A 17,517-nucleotide genomic window follows, 5' to 3' on the forward strand; every position below is an offset into this window, starting at 1 on the left:
AGCCCGATGTCCGTCGACGACACCTCCACCGCTGTCCGTGCCCACGGCTGGCGCACCCTGGCGGCACTGCACGGCCTGATCGAGACGCGACTCGAGCGCGCGCTGCGCGATGTCGACCTGTCCGTGGTCGAGTACACCGTGCTCGATGCGCTGCGCCGGCAGGACGGCTTCCACATGCGCATGCAGCAGCTCGCCCGCGCAGCGGCCCTCAGCCCGAGCGCCACGACCCGGCTGGTCAACCGACTCGAGGAACGTGCGCTGCTCACCCGCGTGCTCTGCGCCGACGACCGCCGCGGGCTCTACACGGAGCTCACCCACGCCGGTCAGCGGCTGCTGGATGCGGCCACGCCGATCCACGCCGCTGCGCTCGAGGGGGCGCTCGCCGAAGCGCGCGAGGTCCCGGAACTCGAAGAACTCGCGGTCGCGGTCGACCGGCTCGAGGGTGCCAGCGTCTGATCCGTCGGCCGGGAGGCCCGGATCACCGCCGCCCCGCGCGCTGCGGTCGCGGGGTGGTGGCGTCTCAGGCCCGCGGCGGCGCCGTCGTGGACCGCACGACGAGCGACGGCGGCACCAGGACCCGGCTCGGAGCGGGTCGTTCGGCCGCGCCGACGAGCTCCACGAGCCGGTTCGCCGCGAGCCGCCCGACCTCGTCGTTGTGCGGGTCGACCGTGGTCAGGCGCAGCAGGGGTGAGGCGGCGAGCGGGGTCTCGTCGTTGCCGACCACCGAGACGTCCTCGGGGACCCGGAGTCCGGCTTCGCGCACGGCGGCGATCGCGCCCATCGCCATGACGTCGTTCGCGGCGAACACCGCCGTCAGGTCCGGGTGGTCCCGCAGTGCGCGGCGGGTGCCCTCGTACCCGGTCGTCTCGGACGTCGGGCCGTCGCCGTAGACCAGTGGCGCGATGCCGGACGCGACCATCCGCGCGACGGTGCCCTCGCGGCGGACCGCAGCCGGGCCTCCCGAGCCGGTGACGTGGACGATGCGGCGGTGACCGAGTCCGATCAGGTGATCCGCTGCCAACCGGCCGCCGGCGGCCTCGTCCGAGGCGACGACGTCGAGCCCGCCGGGCACGTCGGCCCGGGCGCCGGCGACGACGACGGGGGTGTCGGCCGGCACGACGAGGTCGGGGAAGCCCTCGGCGGCGAGGACGACGCCGTCGACCCGCAGTGAGACGAGGTCGTCGAACGGCGAGGAGTCGAGGTGGGCGTTCGCACGGGTGTCCGCGAGGGTGAGTCGCAGGCCGTGCGGTGCGAGCGCGTCGCGGATGCCGTCGAGCAGCGGGACGAACCACGGGTTGCGGAAGTCGTCGACGATGACCCCGACGGTGCGGGTCCGGGTTCCGGCGAGGATCGCGGCGGCGCGGTTCGGGCGGTAGCCGAGCTCGGCGGCGGCCGCGAGCACGGCCGAGCGGCGTGCGTCGGAGACACCCGGGTCGTCGCGGAGCACCATCGAGACGAGTGACTTCGAGACGCCGGCACGGGTCGCGACGTCGATGATCGTCGGGGGTCGTGACACGCGGCTCCTTGACAGGACATGGGGTGGTCGGGCTAAAGTCTACCGACACGTTCTGGAACGTTCCAGAATCGGCACCGGACTTCTCGAAGGAGAGAACCATGAGCGACAGCATCGGCGTCGCCGTCATCGGGGCGGGCATGGCGGGCAAGGCCCACATGGCCGCGTGGCGGAACGCACCCTCACTCTTCGCCCCGACGCTGCCGCCCGTGCGGCTCGTGTCGATCGGCGACGTGTACGAGCCCCTCGCGGCCGAGGCTGCGCAGCGGTTCGGCTACGCCCGCCACGACACGGACTGGCGAGCCATCGCCGAGGCCGACGACATCGACGTCGTGAGCGTCGTCGTCGCGAACAAGCTGCACCGCGAGATCGTCGAGGGGCTGCTGGCCGCCGGCAAGCACGTCCTGTGCGAGAAGCCGCTGTCGGACTCGCTCGAGGACGCACGGGCGATGGCCACCGCGGCCACCGAGGCATCGCAGCGCGGGCTCGTCGCCCGCGTCGGGTTCACCTACCGCCGCGCCCCTGGCCTCGCCGCGATCAAGCAGCTCGTCGAGGACGGCACGCTCGGCCGCGTCCTGCACGTCTCCGCCCGCTACTGGACCGACTACGGCTCGTCGCCCGACGTGCCCTTCTCGTGGCGCTTCGCGGGTGCCCCCGGCACCGGAGCCCTCGCCGACGTCGGCTCGCACCTGGCGTACGTGGCCGAGTTCCTGGCCGGCGAGGTGCAGAGCGTCAACGGCGGCATGTTCACGACCGCCATCACGAAGCGCCCGATCGCCGCCGGGTTCGCCCTGCGCGGGCAAGCCGTCCCGCTGACGGGTGAGTTCGCCGACGTCGAGAACGACGACTACGCCACCTTCAACGCACGCTTCGGCGACGGCTCCGTGGTGGGCTCGCTCGAGGTGTCCCGGGTCGCCACGGCGCACCCGAACGGCCTGGTCATCGAGGTCTTCTGCGAGAACGGTGCAGCGCGCTGGGACCAGGAGCGTGCGTCGGAGATCGGCCTCGCGTTGCAGTCCGACGGCTCCCGCCTCGGTGGGTACCGCCAGGTCGTCCTCGGCCCGGACCACCCCTACGTCGCCGGCGGCATGGCGATGGACGCGCCCGGTGTCGGCTGGGGACAGAACCAGATGTTCGAGTACCAGGCACGCGCGTTCCTCGACGAGGTCGCCGGCGTCGCCGACCCGCTGCCCGCCAACGCCACGTTCGACGACGGCGTGCACAACATGGAGATCCTCGACGCGGTGGCACGGTCCGCCGGGGCCGGTGGGGCCTCCCTCGAGGTGCCGTCCGTCCGCACCACCGAAGGAGCGCACGCATGAAGCTCGGTCTCTACAACGCCATCTTCCACGACCGGCCGCTCGCCGAGGCCCTGACGGCCATCGCGGGCAACGGCCTGACCGGCATCGAGCTGAACACCGGCGGGTTCCTGCCGCCGGTGCACGTGCCGGACATCGACGCGATCCTCGAGGACGACGCAGCACGTGACGCCTTCCTCGCCCGGTTCGAGGGCACCGGGGTGTCCATCGCCGGCCTGAACTGCAACGGCAACCCGCTGCACCCGGACCGTGCGATCGGCCAGGCCCACGCCGAGGACATCCGGCGCAGCATCCGCCTCGCCGCACGCCTCGGCCAGGACCGCGTCGTCACGATGTCCGGGCTGCCGGCGGGCGAGCCCGGCGGCACCCGACCGAACTGGATCGTGAACGCCTGGAACTCCGCCGCGCTCGACGTCATCGAGTACCAGTGGAGCGTCGCCGTGCCGTTCTGGCAGGAGATCGATGCCCTGGCGCGGGAGCACGGGGTCAAGGTCGCACTCGAGCTGCACCCGCAGAACGTGGTGTTCAACCCGGCGACGATCCGCGAGCTCGTGCAGCGCGGTGCGCTGACGAACATCGGCGTCGAACTCGACGCGAGTCACCTGTTCTGGCAGCAGATGGACCCGGTGGCGGTCGTCCGCGACCTCGGCGACCTGGTCTTCCACGCCGCCGCGAAGGACGTCCGGATCAACCCGCACGCGGCGATCAACGGCGTGCTCGACAACTCGTTCCGTCGGCTGTCGCCGGACGAGCCGCGCACGAACCTCGGTGGCGACGAGTGGGCCAACGAGTGGCCGAAGCCGTCCGCGTGGGACTTCGTCGCGCTCGGCAAGGGTCACGACGAGGCGTACTGGTCGGCGTTCCTCGGGGCCCTGCGCGAGGTGGACCCGGACATGTGGGTCAACATCGAGCACGAGGACACCGAGCTCGGTCGCGAAGAAGGGGTCGCGGTCGCCGCGAAGGTCCTGCTCGCAGCCGACACGGCGCTCACGACGCGCGCGTGACTCGCGTCTGAGACGCACCACGTGATCCGGACGGGAGGCCCGTGGGACGTGCGCTGATCGGCGCACGCTCCACGGGCCTCCCGTCCAGTGCGCATCGGTGACACGCCCACCGGGCGCTGTCACCGGACCGATGTAGCATGCACGACACCTGTCCCGAGACGAGGAGCCCTGCGTGCCGGAGCCGACCGACCCCGCCTTCCCCCTCGAGCGCATCCGAGAGGTCGGCGACGCCATCGTCGCGTCCGTCTCGACGGTCATCGACGGCAAGACCGAGGCGATCCGCACCGCCCTCACCGTGATGCTGGCCGAGGGGCACCTGCTCGTCGAGGACGTCCCCGGCGTCGGCAAGACGGTCCTGGCGAAGGCACTCGGCGCCTCGGTGGGCGGCTCGGTGAACCGCATCCAGTTCACGTCCGACATGCTGCCGTCGGACGTCACCGGGGTGAACATCTTCGACCAGTCCTCGGGCACGTTCCGGTTCTCACCGGGGCCGGTGTTCGCGAACGTCGTCATCGGTGACGAGATCAACCGCACCAGCCCGAAGACCCAGTCCGCCCTGCTCGAGGCGATGGCCGAGTCGCAGGTCACGGTCGACGGCGTGACCCGGCTGCTCGACCGCCCCTTCATGATCGTGGCGACGCAGAACCCGATCGACATGGAGGGCACCTACCCGTTGCCCGAGGCCCAGCGTGACCGCTTCATGGCGCGCATCACGATGGGGTACCCGAGCGTCGACGCCGAACGGCAGATGCTCGCGAACCGCGGCGGCGGCGACCCGCTGTCGCACCTGCGACCGATCGTCGACGTGACCACGCTGCGCGGGATCATCGAGGCCGTGGCGAACGTCCACATCGCCCCCGACGTCGAGGCGTACGTCATCGCGATCGTCCGCTCCACCCGCACCCACCCCGACCTGGTGCTCGGCGCCAGCCCCCGCGCCACGCTGCACCTGGCCCAGGCGGCCCGTGCCCACGCGGCGTTGCTCGGCCGGCCGTTCGTCACGCCGGACGACGTCGCTGCGCTGGCACCGATCGTGCTCGCCCACCGGCTCGTGCCGGTGGCGCGCGGACTCGGTGGCACGGGCGAGGACACCGTGCGCGAGATCGTCGTCCGCATCGTCTCCGACACCGCCGTGCCGTTCACGGCGACCCCCGTCCGCTCCTGATGCCCGGCCGATCGGCACCGTCGTCGCTGCTGCGGCGCACCGGTGCCGCGCGCTCGACGCTCGGGCGCTTCGGCCGCCGTGGGCTGTCCCTGCTCCGGCGCACGCCGTTCCTCCGTCCGACCGTGCGCGGCTGGACCGTCATCGCGATCGGCATCGGGCTGATCGGGGGTGGGCTCGTGGGCACCACCAGCGTCGCCGTCTCGGCCGGGCTGCTGCTGCTCGTGCTCGTCGTGCTCGGCATCGTGATGGCGTTCGTGGTCGCCGCACCGCTCCGGGGCAGCCGGAGCACGGCCCGCGCGATCGTGCAGGTCGGAGAGGTGTACCGCGAGCGGATCACCCTCGGCAGCACCAGTCTGCCGATCGGCCCGCGGTCGACCCTGCTCGTCCGCGAACAGCTCGAGGACGCCTTCGCGAGTGCGTCCGAGGCGGAGACCTACGCGCTCGTCGGCCCGGGCCTGCCGCCAGCGGTGCTCGACGTCGAGGCACTCGCGATGCACCGGGGTCGCACGCTCGTCGGGCCCGTCACCATCCGGGTCGAGGACCCCTTCGGCCTGCTCCGCATCGACCGCCCGGTGGTGCCGGCAGAAGAGGTCGTCGTCGTCCCCGCGAGCGCACCCCTCGCCGCGATCGACACCGGCGCCCTCGCCGGGGCCGTCTCCGCCGACGAAGGACGGGTCGGGCAGGGCGGGTCCGCCGACGACAGCGAACTCCGGCCGTACCGTCCCGGCGACCCCATCCGTCGGGTGCACTGGGCGCAGAGTGCTCGCCGCGGCGAACTGCACGTCCGGCAGACCACGCAGGCGCAACCGCCCGAGGCCGTCATCGCGCTCGACGTCCGGCGCGAGTCCTACCAGGGCCTCGGGCGTGAGGACCTGGCGGAGCTGTCCGACCTGGGCGGTGACCAGGCCTTCGAACACGCGGTCGTCGTCGCCGCCAGTGTCGCCCGCGCCCTCGCCGCCCGGACCTCGCGCGTCGTCCTCGTGAGCGACGGACCGGCCGGCAGCACCCGGCACGCCGGTGACGTCGGCGGCCTCACCGACGTGCTCGTCGGACTCGCGGACGTCCGGCTCCGAAGCGACGCCCGTCCGGTCACCGAGGTCCTGCCCGAGGTGCGTGGGCGGGACGTGCACGGCATGACCGCGGTGGTCACCGGCAACTGCACCGCCGAGCAAGCGGCTGAACTCGTGACGGCGACGAGCGGATCGAGCCGCGGGATCATGGCGACGATCGTGCCGCCGGACCCGGTGGTCCGGGGGATCCTCGACCGCGGCGGTTGGCGCACCCTCGTGGTGCCGGTCGCCGGGGCGACCGCGTCCGGAGCCGCACGGTGAGCGGCACCGCTGCGTCGTCGCGCCGGCCCGTCGACGTGCGCGAGGTCCTGGACCGCGACGACGACACCCGTGACACCCCGAGCACCTGGGTCGTCGCGCTCGCCCCGGTGCCCGTGCTCATCGCCGCGCTCGCGATCCGCCCGCTCGTGCAGGGCACCGCCTGGTGGGTGTCCGGCGTCGTGGTCGTCGCGGTGCTCGTGGCCGTCATGCTCGCGGTGCGTCGCCGGGCCCCCGGGGTCCGGTTCGTGGCACTCGTCGCCACCCTCGTGCTGTGCTCGTGCGCCGCCGCCCTGGTCAACGACGTGCAACCCCTCGGCTGGCTCGACGCCGACGGGGCGCTGGGCGAGACGCTCGCCGCCATCCGCCTGAACCCCGCGCCGTTGCCGCAGACCGACGCGATCCGACTGGTCGTGACCGTGTCGATCGCCTGGGTGGCGGGCGTCTCGTTGTTCCTCGCCGCGATCGCCCGGATCCCGTCGCTCGCCGCCGCGCCGGCACTCGTCATCCTCATCGTGCCGGGGATCATCACCGGACAGCCGGCGGGCACCGCGCTCGTGATCACCACGGCCGTCGCCTTCCTCGCGCTGCTGTGGCTGTCGGTCCGACCCGTGCAACGAGCGGTCCCGGCCGCGGTCGTCGGTGCGATCGGGCTCGTCGTCGCGATCGGCCTGCCCGCGATCGTGCCGCTCAACGCGAGCTGGCTGTCCGGCGTCACCGGGGCCATCCAGTCGCCGATCCAGCCCGGGCGACCCGGCACCCTGCTCGAGCTCGGCAACGACCTGCGGCAGCCGAGCGAACTCGAGGTGCTCCGGTACCGGTCGTCCGACGGCCAGCCCGAGTACCTCAAGCTCGCCGACCTGGACGAGTTCGGCACCGGGGACTGGGTGCCGACGGTGACGAACGCCGCCGAGGCCGACACCGCCGACCAGCAGCAGTGGGCCGAGGGCGTGAACCCCCGCCTGGCGACCCGCGGCGACGTCACGGTCCGGATCACCGGGCTGTCGAGCACGTACCTGCCGGTGCCGTCCGGGGCGGTGTCGATCGAGTCGCGTTCCACCAACCTCGACCTGTCGCAATGGCGCTGGATGGGGTCCTCGAGCACCGTGCGGTCGACCGGTCCGGCCACGCCGCGCGGTGCGACGTACGAGGTCTACGGTGCCTCGACCTTCGCGAACGCGTACCTCGACGCCGTCGCGGCCTCGGGTGTCCTGTCCCGTGCCGACGGCCGGGGGTTCCGGGAGCCGAGCGGCGACCAGCTGCAGACCGACCTGACGCTGCCGAAGGACCTGCCCGCGAACATCACGTCGACCGCGGAGCGGGTGGCCGGGGCCGCGTCCGACGACTACGCCCAGGCCCGCGCCCTCGAGCAGTGGTTCCGCAGCGACCTGTTCACCTACTCCGAGACGGCCCCCGTCGAGCAGGGCTACGACGGCGACAGCATGGACGTCGTCTCGACCTTCCTGCAGGTGCGCGAGGGCTACTGCGTCCACTTCTCGTCGGCGATGGCCGTGATGGCCCGGACGCTCGGCATCCCGTCCCGGATCGCGGTGGGGTACCGGGCCGGGGCGGCGCAGCCCGACGGCGAGTACGCGGTGTCGAACCGGCAGCTGCACTCCTGGCCCGAGCTGTACATCAAGGGGGCCGGCTGGGTCGCGTTCGAGCCGACGCCGGACTCCGACGCGGCAGCGCAGCCCTCGACCGAACCCACGGAGACCCCGACCGCGGCGACGCCCGAGTCCCCGCTGCCCGCGCCCGAGCAGTCCGCCCCCGCCGAGTCCTCGGCGACGCCGACCCCCTCGGCGTCGGCGCAGCCCGGTGCGGCCGGTGCCTCGGGTGGCAGCGGTCCGGCCGGCCTGCTGTTCGGCGCGGCACTCGTCCTCGCGTTGCTCATCGCCCCCGGACTCGTCCGAGCACTCCGACGGCGGTCGCGGTTGTCGGCCGTCGCCGCTGGTCGCTCACCCGCGGTGAACGCCTGGCGTGATGCCCTCGACGACGTCGCCGACCACGGCTACGCCCCGGGGCTGGCACCACCCGGTGACGCAGGGGCTGCGGCCCGGACTGCCCGAGCCGTCCTCGGACGACTCCGTCCGGTGCTGCCGGCCTCGGCGCTCCCGCACCTCGACGCCGTGGTCGACGCCGTCGACCGTGAACGGTTCGCGGCTGACGGGGTCGCAGCGGTCGACGGCGAGGCGCTCGTGCGGCACGTGCAGCAGGCGCGGGACGCCCTCGACGCCTCGGTCTCCGGTGGACGGGTGCTGCGGTCGCGCCTGCTGCCACCGAGCCTGCTGCCGTCGTCCGCGTGGTCGCACGAGGGCCGTCGCCGCTCCCGTCGCCCTGCCTGACCCCGCCTGACCCCGGAGTCTCGGCTGGTGCGAGGTTGACGGCTCCGTGCGGCTCTACAACCGGGCACCGAGCGGTCAACGCGGCACGGGATCGCCGCCGCCGCACCGTGCGCCGCAGCGCCGCGCCGCACCGCGCGGGGGTCGCCGGGTGGTGCGAGGTTGACGGCTCCGTGCGGCTCTACAGCCTGCCACCGAGCGGTGAACGCGGCACGGGATCGCCGCCGCCGCACCGTGCGCCGCCGCGCCGGCCGCGCCGCGCCGGGCGCCGCGGACGCCGGGTCAGCGGCGGCGGATGACCGCCTCGACCAGGGCGGCGATGACCTCGCCGGGGTCGACCCCCGGCAGCGCAGGCCCGTCGAACACGACCCCGACGTTGGCGGCGACGAGCGCCGTGGCGAAGGCGTCGAGCGGCATGCCGGCGTCGACCTCCGGGTGCGCCCCGAACCACAGTCGCACCAGCTCGTGCACGCCGTCCTGCAGCACCCGTCGCTGCCGCACGAACTCGGGCAGCAGGTCGGTGTGCCGGATCGAGTAGGCACGGAACTCCGACAGCAGGGCGAACTGCGCGCGCTGGTCGTGCCGTCCGAAGGCCGCTCGCACGACGTCCGCGATGTCCGCCGCGGCGATGTCGGCGCGGATGAGCTCCTGCAGCGACCCGAGCACCAGGTTCGTCCCGCGCTGCATGACCTGCGCGAGCAGGTCCTCCTTCGACGAGAAGTTCGAGTAGACCGCGCCCTTGCTGAACCCGGCACGGGCGGCGACCTCGTCGAGACGTGCTCCGTGCACGCCCTGTTCGGCGAAGACGGCAGCGCCGGCGATGAGGAGACGTTCTCGGACCTCGGCCCGTGGCGTCCGCGGCGTGGGGGAGTCGGAGACGTCGTCGTTCATCGTTCCTGCCGGGGCGGGGCACCGGGGCTGGAACCCGGGCGGGCGAGCTGGGGGCGGGCGAGCTTGGGGTGGGCGAGCTTGGGGTGGGAGACCTGCCGCGCCGCGCGTCTGATCACGCGCGGCATCAGCGAAGCCCCCATCACCACGTCTGCGCGGAACCGCCGCGTTCGGGTCGCGTCGGTTCGGTGCGGACGACATGAGCCGGGTCGATACCCGACGGTAGGGATGCTACGCCGGAGCACTGACAGATGACACCCCTCAGTCGTCGAACGAGGAATCCGTTGCCGTGTCGTGTTCTTCGCGGACACTGCCCGCTCCCGTGCGCCGTCCGGGGCGTCGGAGCAGCCGGAGTGCGTCGGGTCGCAGGCTCCGCCCGCGCCGCAGCAGCGAGCCGAGCGTCGACTTCGGCTGCCAGTCACGACCGTTGGGCAGTCCCCAGCCGCGGCGGACCGCACCCCAGCGCAGCCCGAGCGACAGCGCGATCGCGGCCACGATCCCGATCGACGGCGACCCGAGGGCGGACGCGACGACCATGACGACCGACGCCGCGACGGCCACAGTGGCGTACAGCGCGTTCCCGCCGAACACCGCTGGCACTCGGCGGAGCAGCAGGTCCCGCATCGCGCCGCCGCCGACCGCGGTGATCGTGCCCATGATGATCGCGGCGGGCCACTCCAGGCCGGCGTCGTAGGTGCGCTGCACCCCGACCACCGCCCAGAACCCGATCACCGCGGCGTCGAGCACGGTGAACAGCCGGTCCCAGGTGATCTCGGAGAACGACACGAAGAAGGCGATGAGTGCCCCGGCCAGGGCGACCGGCACGTAGAGCGGGTCGACGAGTGCGACCGGGGGGCCGTTCTGCAGCAGGGTGTCGCGCAGCATGCCGCCGCCGAGTCCCGAGACGAAGCCGACGACCAGGAACCCGAACAGGTCGAAGTCCATCGCGCGGGCGATCGATCCACCGAGGAGGGCGGACGCGAACACCCCGGCGAGGTCGAGCACGTTCGTGACCGACGCCAGGCCATCGACGGACAGCAGGTTCATGAGAACCATCAAACCCCACGCCGAACGACTGGCGGGCCGAACGGCGGTTAGGTTAGCCTCACCTACGTCATGCTCGCCACTCTCGTCATCGGCCTCCGTGAAGGCCTCGAAGCGACGCTCATCGTCGGCATCATCGCCGCGTTCCTGCGTCGCAACCGTGTCCCCCTCGCCCCCATGTGGTTCGGCGTCGGGGTCGCCGTCGTGCTCAGCATCGGCGTCGGATTCGGCCTGCAGGTCGTCGAGCAGGCCCTGCCGCAGGCGCAGCAGGAGGGCATGGAGGCGATCATCGGCATCGTCGCCGTGGTCTTCGTCACCGGCATGATCGTCTGGATGCGCACCCACGCGCGCACCCTGACCAAGGAACTCGAGGCGAGCGCGACCGAGGCGCTCGGCCGCGGCACCGCGTGGGCACTGGCCGGCATGGCCTTCCTCGCCGTGCTCAAGGAGGGCTTCGAGACCGCGGTCTTCCTCCTCGCCACCTTCCAGGCGTCGTCGGACACCGGTCTCGCCGCCCTCGGCGCGGTCATCGGCATCGCGGGCGCCGTCGTCATCGGCTACGGCATCTACACCGGCGGCGTCCGGCTGAACCTGTCGAAGTTCTTCACCGGCACCGGCGTCTTCCTGGTGTTCGTCGCCGGCGGCCTCGTGCTGACGGTGCTCCGGCGCGCGCACGAGGCCGGGTGGATCGTCATCGGGCAGCAGCGGACCGTCGACCTGTCCTGGCTCGCCCCGAACGGGTCGGTGCAGGGTGCGCTCGTCACGGGCGTGCTCGGCATCCCACCGGACCCCCGCGTCATCGAGGTGCTCGGCTGGGTCCTCTACGTCGTGCCGGTCCTCGCCCTGACGCTCTGGCCCCGCGCTTGGCGTCCGTCGTCGGCACGCGTCCCCGCGATCCGCGCGACGGTCGCCGGTGCGCTCGCGGTCGCCGCCGCAGCGCTGGCGATCGCCGTGCCGACGGGCGGGGTCGACCTGCCGCGCACCGCTGCGGTCAGCGGGGACGCCACGTCCGTCTCGGCGGACGTCCACGGTGCGTCCGGCGTCCTGCGCGTCGCCGGCACCACCACCGGCCAGGAGGCACGGCTCACGTTGCCGACGTCGGCCCACCGCCGCGTGACCCGCGCGGGCGTGGCCGCCGACCGGTGGCGGGTGCGCACGTCGGCCACCGCAGCGAACCGCCCCACCACGCTGACGCTCGACGACCTCGTCGACCTGTTCGGCCGGATACCCGTCGGCGTCTCGCCGTCGACGAACCCCGGCCCGTTCACCGCCCGCTGGGCGGTGCGCGACACCGTGACCCTCTGGACGGTCCGTGGTGGGGTCCTGGACGCCACCCGCGACGAACGCACCGTGCTGACGCTGAGCGGTGGGGGCCTCCCGTCCGCCCGCACCACGACCCTGGACCGCTCCGTGTGGTCCGTCCCCGACCCCCGCGTCGAGCAGGCAGCCACCTCGGTGGCGGCCGCGGACACGCGGGCTGCCGAGCTGCTGCTCTGGAAGGCCTGGTTGCCGATCGCCCTCGGCGTCGCAGCCGCCGCCCAGGCGCTGCTCGCGCTCCGTGACCGCCGTCGTCGGACGGCACCCGTGAACCCCACCCCCGAAACCGTCCCGACGCGCGGCCCACCCGCCGGGGACCCTGCAAGGAGCAACGACTATGCCGTTCGGTAAGCCCGTTCGACCCCTGATCACCCTCGGCGCCCTCGGCGTCGTCACCGCCCTCGCACTGACCGGCTGCGCGAGCTCCGACGGTGCCTCCGACAGCTCCACCGACGCCGCGAAGGTCTCGCGCGTCACCATCACCCTGACGAACGACGGCTCGGACCAGTGCAAGGTCTCCGAGACGAAGGTCCCCGCCGGGCCGGTCACGTTCTCGGTGAAGAACGAGTCCTCGACCGCCATCACCGAGGTCGAACTGCTGCAGGACCAGCGGATCCTGGGCGAGAAGGAGAACCTCGCACCCGGCCTCGACGCCGTGCAGTTCACCGCGACACTGACCGGTGGGGAGTACCAGGTGTACTGCCCCGGAGCCGACACCGAGCTCACCGACTTCACGGTCACGGGCAAGGTCACCTCGACCGCGAACAGCAGCGCCGCCACCCTGCTCGACGAGGGCACGAAGGGCTACGCCGACTACGTCGACGGCCAGGTCACCGACATGGTCACCGCGGTCGAACTGCTGCAGAAGGACATCGACGCCGGCGACCTCGACGCCGCGAAGACCGACTACGCGAACGCCCGCCCGTTCTACGAGCACGTCGAGAGCGACGTCGACGGCTTCGTCAAGAAGGGCCACAAGGCGACCGACAACGCCGGCAACCTCGACTACCTGATCGACATGCGCGCCTCGAACCTCGACCCGGCCGTCGGCTGGAGCGGGTTCCACGCCGTCGAGAAGGACCTGTTCCAGGCGGGGGAGATCACCGCGTCGACCAAGAAGACCGCGGCCGACCTGACCGAGAACGTGCAGCTGCTCGCGAAGCTCGTCCCGACGCTCGACTACAAGCCCGAGGACCTGGCGAACGGTGCCGCCGGCCTGCTCGAGGAAGTCCAGTCGAACAAGGTCACCGGTGAGGAAGAGGCGTACAGCCACATCGACCTCGTCGACCTCGCCGCCAACGTCGAGGGTGCCCGTCAGGCCTTCGCGTACCTCAAGCCGGGCCTGACGAAGCTCGACCCGACCCTGACGAAGCAGATCGCGAAGCAGTTCGACGCGACGAACACGATGATGGACGGCTACCGCAACGCCGACGACCTCGGCGGCTTCGACACGTGGGACGCGGCGACCAAGAAGTCCGACGCGAACCGCATCTCGCAGCAGATCCAGGCCCTGCAGGACCCGCTGTCCCGCCTCGCCGAGAAGGTCGCCACCGCGTGACGCAGCCCGACGACGACCGCGCAGCCCGTACCGGGGTCTCCCGGCGCGGGCTGTTCGGCGCGGGACTCGCCGCGGCCGGAGCCGGGGCGGGCGCCGCGGTCGGCATCGGCGGCGCGACGGCCGCGACGGGGGTCAACCCGTTCACGGCGGCCGCCAACGGTGACGAGTCCATCGACCTGTCCCAGAGCCACCCGTTCTACGCGACCGCCGCACGGCAGCCGCAGGGCGGGGTGCAGACCGCCCCCCAGCGGTACTGCGTCTTCATGACCTTCGACCTGTCCACCAGCGTCGCGACCGAGCTGCAGGTGCTCCTCGCCCGCTGGTCCGCGGCGATCGCGCAGCTGCAGGCGGGCAAGACCGTCGGCAGCGTCGAGCCCGCGCACGGTGACGGCGTCGGCGCGGACACCGGTGAGGCGCTCGACCTCGGCCCGGCGTCCCTGACGGTCACGGTGGGGTTCGGCCCCGGCGTGTTCGACGAGCGCTTCGGTCTGGCCGACAAGCGTCCGGCTGATCTCGCCGACGTGCCTCGGCTGCCGAGCGACAACCTGCAGGCCGGACTGACCGGCGGCGACCTGTCGTTGCAGGCCTGCGCCGACGACCCGCAGGTGGCGTACCACGCGGTCCGCGACCTGGCCCGGATGGCGCGGGGGACGGCCACCGTGCGGTGGACCGTGCTCGGCTTCGGTCGTGCGTCGGCCGGCCCGCACCAGACGACGCCGCGCAACCTGATGGGCTTCAAGGACGGCACCAGGAACATCACGACGGACGAGGACCACGACCGCTTCGTGTGGGTCGACGACCCGGGCGACGGTGCGGCGTGGATGACCGGCGGCACCTACCAGGTGGTGCGGAAGATCCGGATGAACATCGAGATCTGGGACGCCGACGTCGTCAGCGACCAGCAGCGCGTGTTCGGTCGGACCAAGATCGAGGGCGCACCGTTGTCCGGTGGGACCGAGCACACGACGCCGGACTTCGCGGCCACGGGGAAGGACGGTGCAGCGAAGATCGACGTGACGTCCCACATCGCCCTGGCCGCCCACGAGGCGAACGGCGGCGTGAAGATCCTGCGTCGTCCGTACAACTACACCGACGGCCTCAACGAGTACGGCCAGCTCGACGCCGGGTTGCTGTTCCTGGCGTACATGAACGACCCGGAGCACTTCACCCGGCTGCAGCGGAAGCTCGGCGCCTCGGACCGCTTGAACGAGTACATCTCGCACATCGGGTCCGCGGTGTTCGCGATCCCGCCGGCACCGCGCAAGGGGTCGTACATCGGCGAGCAGCTGTTCCGCTGACGGTGTCCGGAGCGCGCTGACGCCGCTGGGGGAGAGGGCGCCCTCCGCCGTTTCCCTGGAGGCGGAGGGCACCCGCGCCGCGGGGTCTCGTCGAACGGAACCACCGCCGACCTGAGAGGCGACCCGGCGCGACGCGTCGCGATGCGACATCCCCGAGAGTACCCCGCCGGTCCCCGGATCCGCAGTGCGAGCGCCGCTATGGGACAGGGAGCGCGGCAGCGGATCGGCGCGCGGTGCGCGCCGGACGCGATCCGTGCCTCCCGGCGCGACGGAACGGGCCGCCTCACGGTGGTGAGACGGCCCGTTCGTGTCGGACTGGAGGCCCGGTGTCAGTCGGTCTGGACGCTCGCGTCGGTCCGTGCGCGCTTCCGGCGCACGGCGACGAGTGCGGTGATTCCCGCCAGCAGGAGCAGGCCCGCTGCGATCCCCGGCGCCGTCAGGTCCGCGCCCGTGTAGGCGAGGTCGCCGCCGGCGTTCGTGGAGTCGGCGGGGTCACCCGCCAGGTCCGTGCCCGTGCCGGTGCCGGTGCCAGTGCCAGTGCCCGTTCCCGGAGCGTTGCCGTTGCCGGCACCTGGGGCGTCCCCGTTGCCCGCGCCCGGGTCAGCCGGGTCCGTGGGGTCGGTCGGGTCCGTGGGTTCCGTCGGGTCCGTCGGGTCGACGGCCGCGGCGAGCGGGATGGTCACGGCGAGCGTGATCGTCTGGCCGCCCGGCAGGGTGACGACGAGCGGCTCGTCCGTCGTCGCGGCGGCACGGGCAGCCGTCCGGACCGTCGCTGCGTCGGCCGACGACTCGACGGTCGGCACGGCGAAGGTCAGCGTCGCACGACCCTGCTCGTCGTTCGTGTCGACGATCGTCGGGTCGATCTCGGCGGTGGCGAGCTCGACGTCACCGGCGCTCACCGACACGGTGCCGGCTGCAGCGGGGTCGTCGCTGCTGAACACGAGCGACGACAGGTCGATCGTGATCTCGTCGCCGGGCTGGAACCCGCCCTCGGGGGTCGGCGTGACCGTGGTGCCGACGGCACGCTGGTCGGACGGCGGGGTGACCGTCGGGTTGGCCAGGAAGTAGTCCACCTGCGCCTGCAGGTCGACCTGGCCCGAGTCGGCGATGTTCGCGCCGGTCGCGAAGGCGGCGAAGTTGTCGCCACCGGTCGACAGGAACGAGTTGACCGTCACCTTGAGGGTGTCGTCGAGGGCGATCGACTCGCCGTTCAAGGTCATGCCGGTGATGCGCTCGCCACGGCCCTTCGCGGGGTCGTAGGTGTACGCGAAGCCGTCCGAGACGCCGAGCTTGAGGAACGGACGCGGCAGGCCGTCCGGCTGCCACTGCTGCTCGAGGGCGTCCTTGATCTGCTGGCCGGTCATGTCCTCGGTGACGAGGGTGTTCGCGAACGGCTGGACGAGCGCGGCCTCCTTGTAGGTCACCGTGCCGTCCGGGTCGCCGGCACCGCTCGACGCGTAGACCATGTCCGTGCGCAGCCCGCCGGGGTTCATGAAGGCGATCTGCGAGCCGTTGCGCTCGGTCGCGGAGCGCTGCACCTCGGCGATGGAGTTGCCCAGGACGGACTCGCCGCCGCGGTTCTCGGTCGTGCGGTCCGACTGCACCGCACGACGCAGGTCGCCGGTGATCTCGCCGAGCTTCTTGCTGCCCTCGACGTCGGCGACGGCCTTCGCAGCCGTCACGATGTCGGCCACCGCGTCCACCGAGGTGGAGTCGGCCGGCACACGGGTCTCACCGTTGACCGACTTGACCTCGGACGTGATGCCGGTGAGCTGCTTGTCGGCGTCGACGGTGAGCTGCAGGTGTCCGTAGTTCACGCCGTAGGAACCGGTCTGGATCACCGGGCGGGTCGTACCGTCGGGACCCGCGATCTGGTGGTTGTAGGTCGCGTGGGTGTGTGCGGAGACGATCGCGGACACCTTCGACGAGACGCCCGAGGTGATCGTGCCGAACACGCCGGACCCGGTCGCGTCGGCGAGGGCGTTCGTGGGAGCACCCTCGTGCACCAGCAGGACGAGCACGTCGGCCTCGCCGTTGCTGTCGACACCGTCGGTGAGCTGGTCGGCGTACTTGTTGACCTGGCTGACGATCGGGGCCATCGCGAGGCCCTCGACACCGCCGGGGCTGACGAGCCCCGGGATGAGGTCCTCGGTGGTCGCGCCGATGAAGCCGACCTTCACGCCGCCCTTCTCCACGATGGAGTACGGCTCGAACGCGGGGTCGGTCGTGCCCTGTTTGACGATGTTCGCCGAGACGTAGGGCCAGTCGGCCCGGTCCTCGATGCGCCCGGTCAGGTCGTCCTGGCCCTTGTCGAGCTCGTGGTTGCCGATCGCGCTGACGTCGAGGTCCATGGCGTTGAGCGCATCGATCGTCGGGGCGTCCTGCTGGATCAGCGAGGTGAACGTCGAGGCACCGACGTTGTCGCCGACGCTGGCGAAGATCGTGTTCGGGTTGGCCTCGCGGTACGACTGCACGACACCGGCGAGCTTGGCGGCACCGGCCGCCTTGTCGACGGCGGTGCCCTCGGACTCGATGCGGCCGTGGAAGTCGTTGACGTCGATGATGTCGATCGTCGTGTCGCCCTCGGCGGCGACGGCGGTGGAGGGGACGGACAGTGCGACGAGCACACCCGCGGTGGCGAAGGCCGCGCCGCTGGTGATGCGCCGTCGGCGGCGCGGAGAGGAGTGGATGTTCATCGTCGGAGAACCTATGAGGACGCACAGCCGACCCGCCAGTGTCGG

General features: G+C 72.3%; 13 protein-coding genes. 9 read left to right on the forward strand and 4 right to left on the reverse strand.

The window, feature by feature from the left end; all coding sequences use genetic code 11:
• Positions 1–6: 6 nt before the first annotated feature.
• Complete coding sequence (locus EDF53_RS01175) at positions 7–456, forward strand: MarR family winged helix-turn-helix transcriptional regulator (protein WP_123291868.1); 450 nt, start codon at positions 7–9, stop codon at positions 454–456.
• Positions 457–520: 64 nt separating this feature from the next.
• Here the strand turns inward: EDF53_RS01175 and EDF53_RS01180 are convergent, their stop codons facing one another.
• The gene (locus EDF53_RS01180) at positions 521–1,516 is read right to left on the reverse strand and encodes a LacI family DNA-binding transcriptional regulator (protein WP_123291869.1); all 996 of its coding nucleotides are present in this window, start codon (positions 1,514–1,516) and stop codon (positions 521–523) included.
• Between the two features lie 98 nt (positions 1,517–1,614).
• Between EDF53_RS01180 and EDF53_RS01185 the strand changes: the two genes are divergently transcribed.
• From EDF53_RS01185 to EDF53_RS01205, 5 genes are all read left to right on the forward strand, one after another.
• The gene (locus EDF53_RS01185) at positions 1,615–2,835 is read left to right on the forward strand and encodes a Gfo/Idh/MocA family protein (protein ID WP_123291870.1); all 1,221 of its coding nucleotides are present in this window, start codon (positions 1,615–1,617) and stop codon (positions 2,833–2,835) included.
• The gene (locus EDF53_RS01190; RefSeq protein WP_123291871.1) at positions 2,832–3,836 is read left to right on the forward strand and encodes a sugar phosphate isomerase/epimerase; all 1,005 of its coding nucleotides are present in this window, start codon (positions 2,832–2,834) and stop codon (positions 3,834–3,836) included. Before EDF53_RS01185 ends, EDF53_RS01190 begins: the two co-directional genes overlap by 4 nt.
• 172 nt (positions 3,837–4,008) lie before the next feature.
• Positions 4,009–5,001, forward strand: a complete 993-nt coding sequence (locus EDF53_RS01195) for a MoxR family ATPase (protein ID WP_235035938.1) — start codon at positions 4,009–4,011, stop codon at positions 4,999–5,001.
• Positions 5,001–6,332 (forward strand): DUF58 domain-containing protein, encoded by a 1,332-nt coding sequence (locus EDF53_RS01200; RefSeq protein WP_123291873.1) that lies wholly within the window; start codon positions 5,001–5,003, stop codon positions 6,330–6,332. Before EDF53_RS01195 ends, EDF53_RS01200 begins: the two co-directional genes overlap by 1 nt.
• Complete coding sequence (locus EDF53_RS01205) at positions 6,329–8,674, forward strand: DUF3488 and transglutaminase-like domain-containing protein (protein ID WP_148058241.1); 2,346 nt, start codon at positions 6,329–6,331, stop codon at positions 8,672–8,674. Before EDF53_RS01200 ends, EDF53_RS01205 begins: the two co-directional genes overlap by 4 nt.
• Positions 8,675–8,953: 279 nt before the next feature.
• Here the strand turns inward: EDF53_RS01205 and EDF53_RS01210 are convergent, their stop codons facing one another.
• Both EDF53_RS01210 and EDF53_RS01215 read right to left on the reverse strand, forming a co-directional pair.
• Entirely contained in the window at positions 8,954–9,562 is a 609-nt protein-coding gene (locus EDF53_RS01210; RefSeq protein WP_123291875.1) for a TetR/AcrR family transcriptional regulator, read from the reverse strand.
• 258 nt (positions 9,563–9,820) lie between these two features.
• Positions 9,821–10,606: a trimeric intracellular cation channel family protein gene (locus EDF53_RS01215; protein WP_123291876.1), complete on the reverse strand. Its 786-nt coding sequence runs from the start codon at positions 10,604–10,606 to the stop codon at positions 9,821–9,823.
• A gap of 69 nt (positions 10,607–10,675) precedes the next feature.
• Here EDF53_RS01215 and efeU point away from each other — a divergent pair, with 69 nt between their 5' ends.
• Genes efeU through efeB form a run of 3 tightly spaced genes read left to right on the forward strand, consistent with a single transcriptional unit; the run spans position 10,676 to position 14,776 of the window.
• Complete coding sequence (gene efeU, locus EDF53_RS01220) at positions 10,676–12,271, forward strand: iron uptake transporter permease EfeU (protein ID WP_123291877.1); 1,596 nt, start codon at positions 10,676–10,678, stop codon at positions 12,269–12,271.
• Positions 12,258–13,478: an iron uptake system protein EfeO gene (gene efeO, locus EDF53_RS01225; protein ID WP_123291878.1), complete on the forward strand. Its 1,221-nt coding sequence runs from the start codon at positions 12,258–12,260 to the stop codon at positions 13,476–13,478. Before efeU ends, efeO begins: the two co-directional genes overlap by 14 nt.
• Positions 13,475–14,776 (forward strand): iron uptake transporter deferrochelatase/peroxidase subunit, encoded by a 1,302-nt coding sequence (gene efeB / locus EDF53_RS01230; protein ID WP_123291879.1) that lies wholly within the window; start codon positions 13,475–13,477, stop codon positions 14,774–14,776. Before efeO ends, efeB begins: the two co-directional genes overlap by 4 nt.
• Positions 14,777–15,105: 329 nt before the next feature.
• Here efeB and EDF53_RS01235 read toward each other — a convergent pair whose 3' ends face one another.
• Entirely contained in the window at positions 15,106–17,472 is a 2,367-nt protein-coding gene (locus tag EDF53_RS01235; protein WP_123291880.1) for a bifunctional UDP-sugar hydrolase/5'-nucleotidase, read from the reverse strand.
• Positions 17,473–17,517 lie beyond the last annotated feature (45 nt).

Source organism: Curtobacterium sp. PhB78, assembly GCF_003751685.1.
Lineage (GTDB): Bacteria > Actinomycetota > Actinomycetes > Actinomycetales > Microbacteriaceae > Curtobacterium.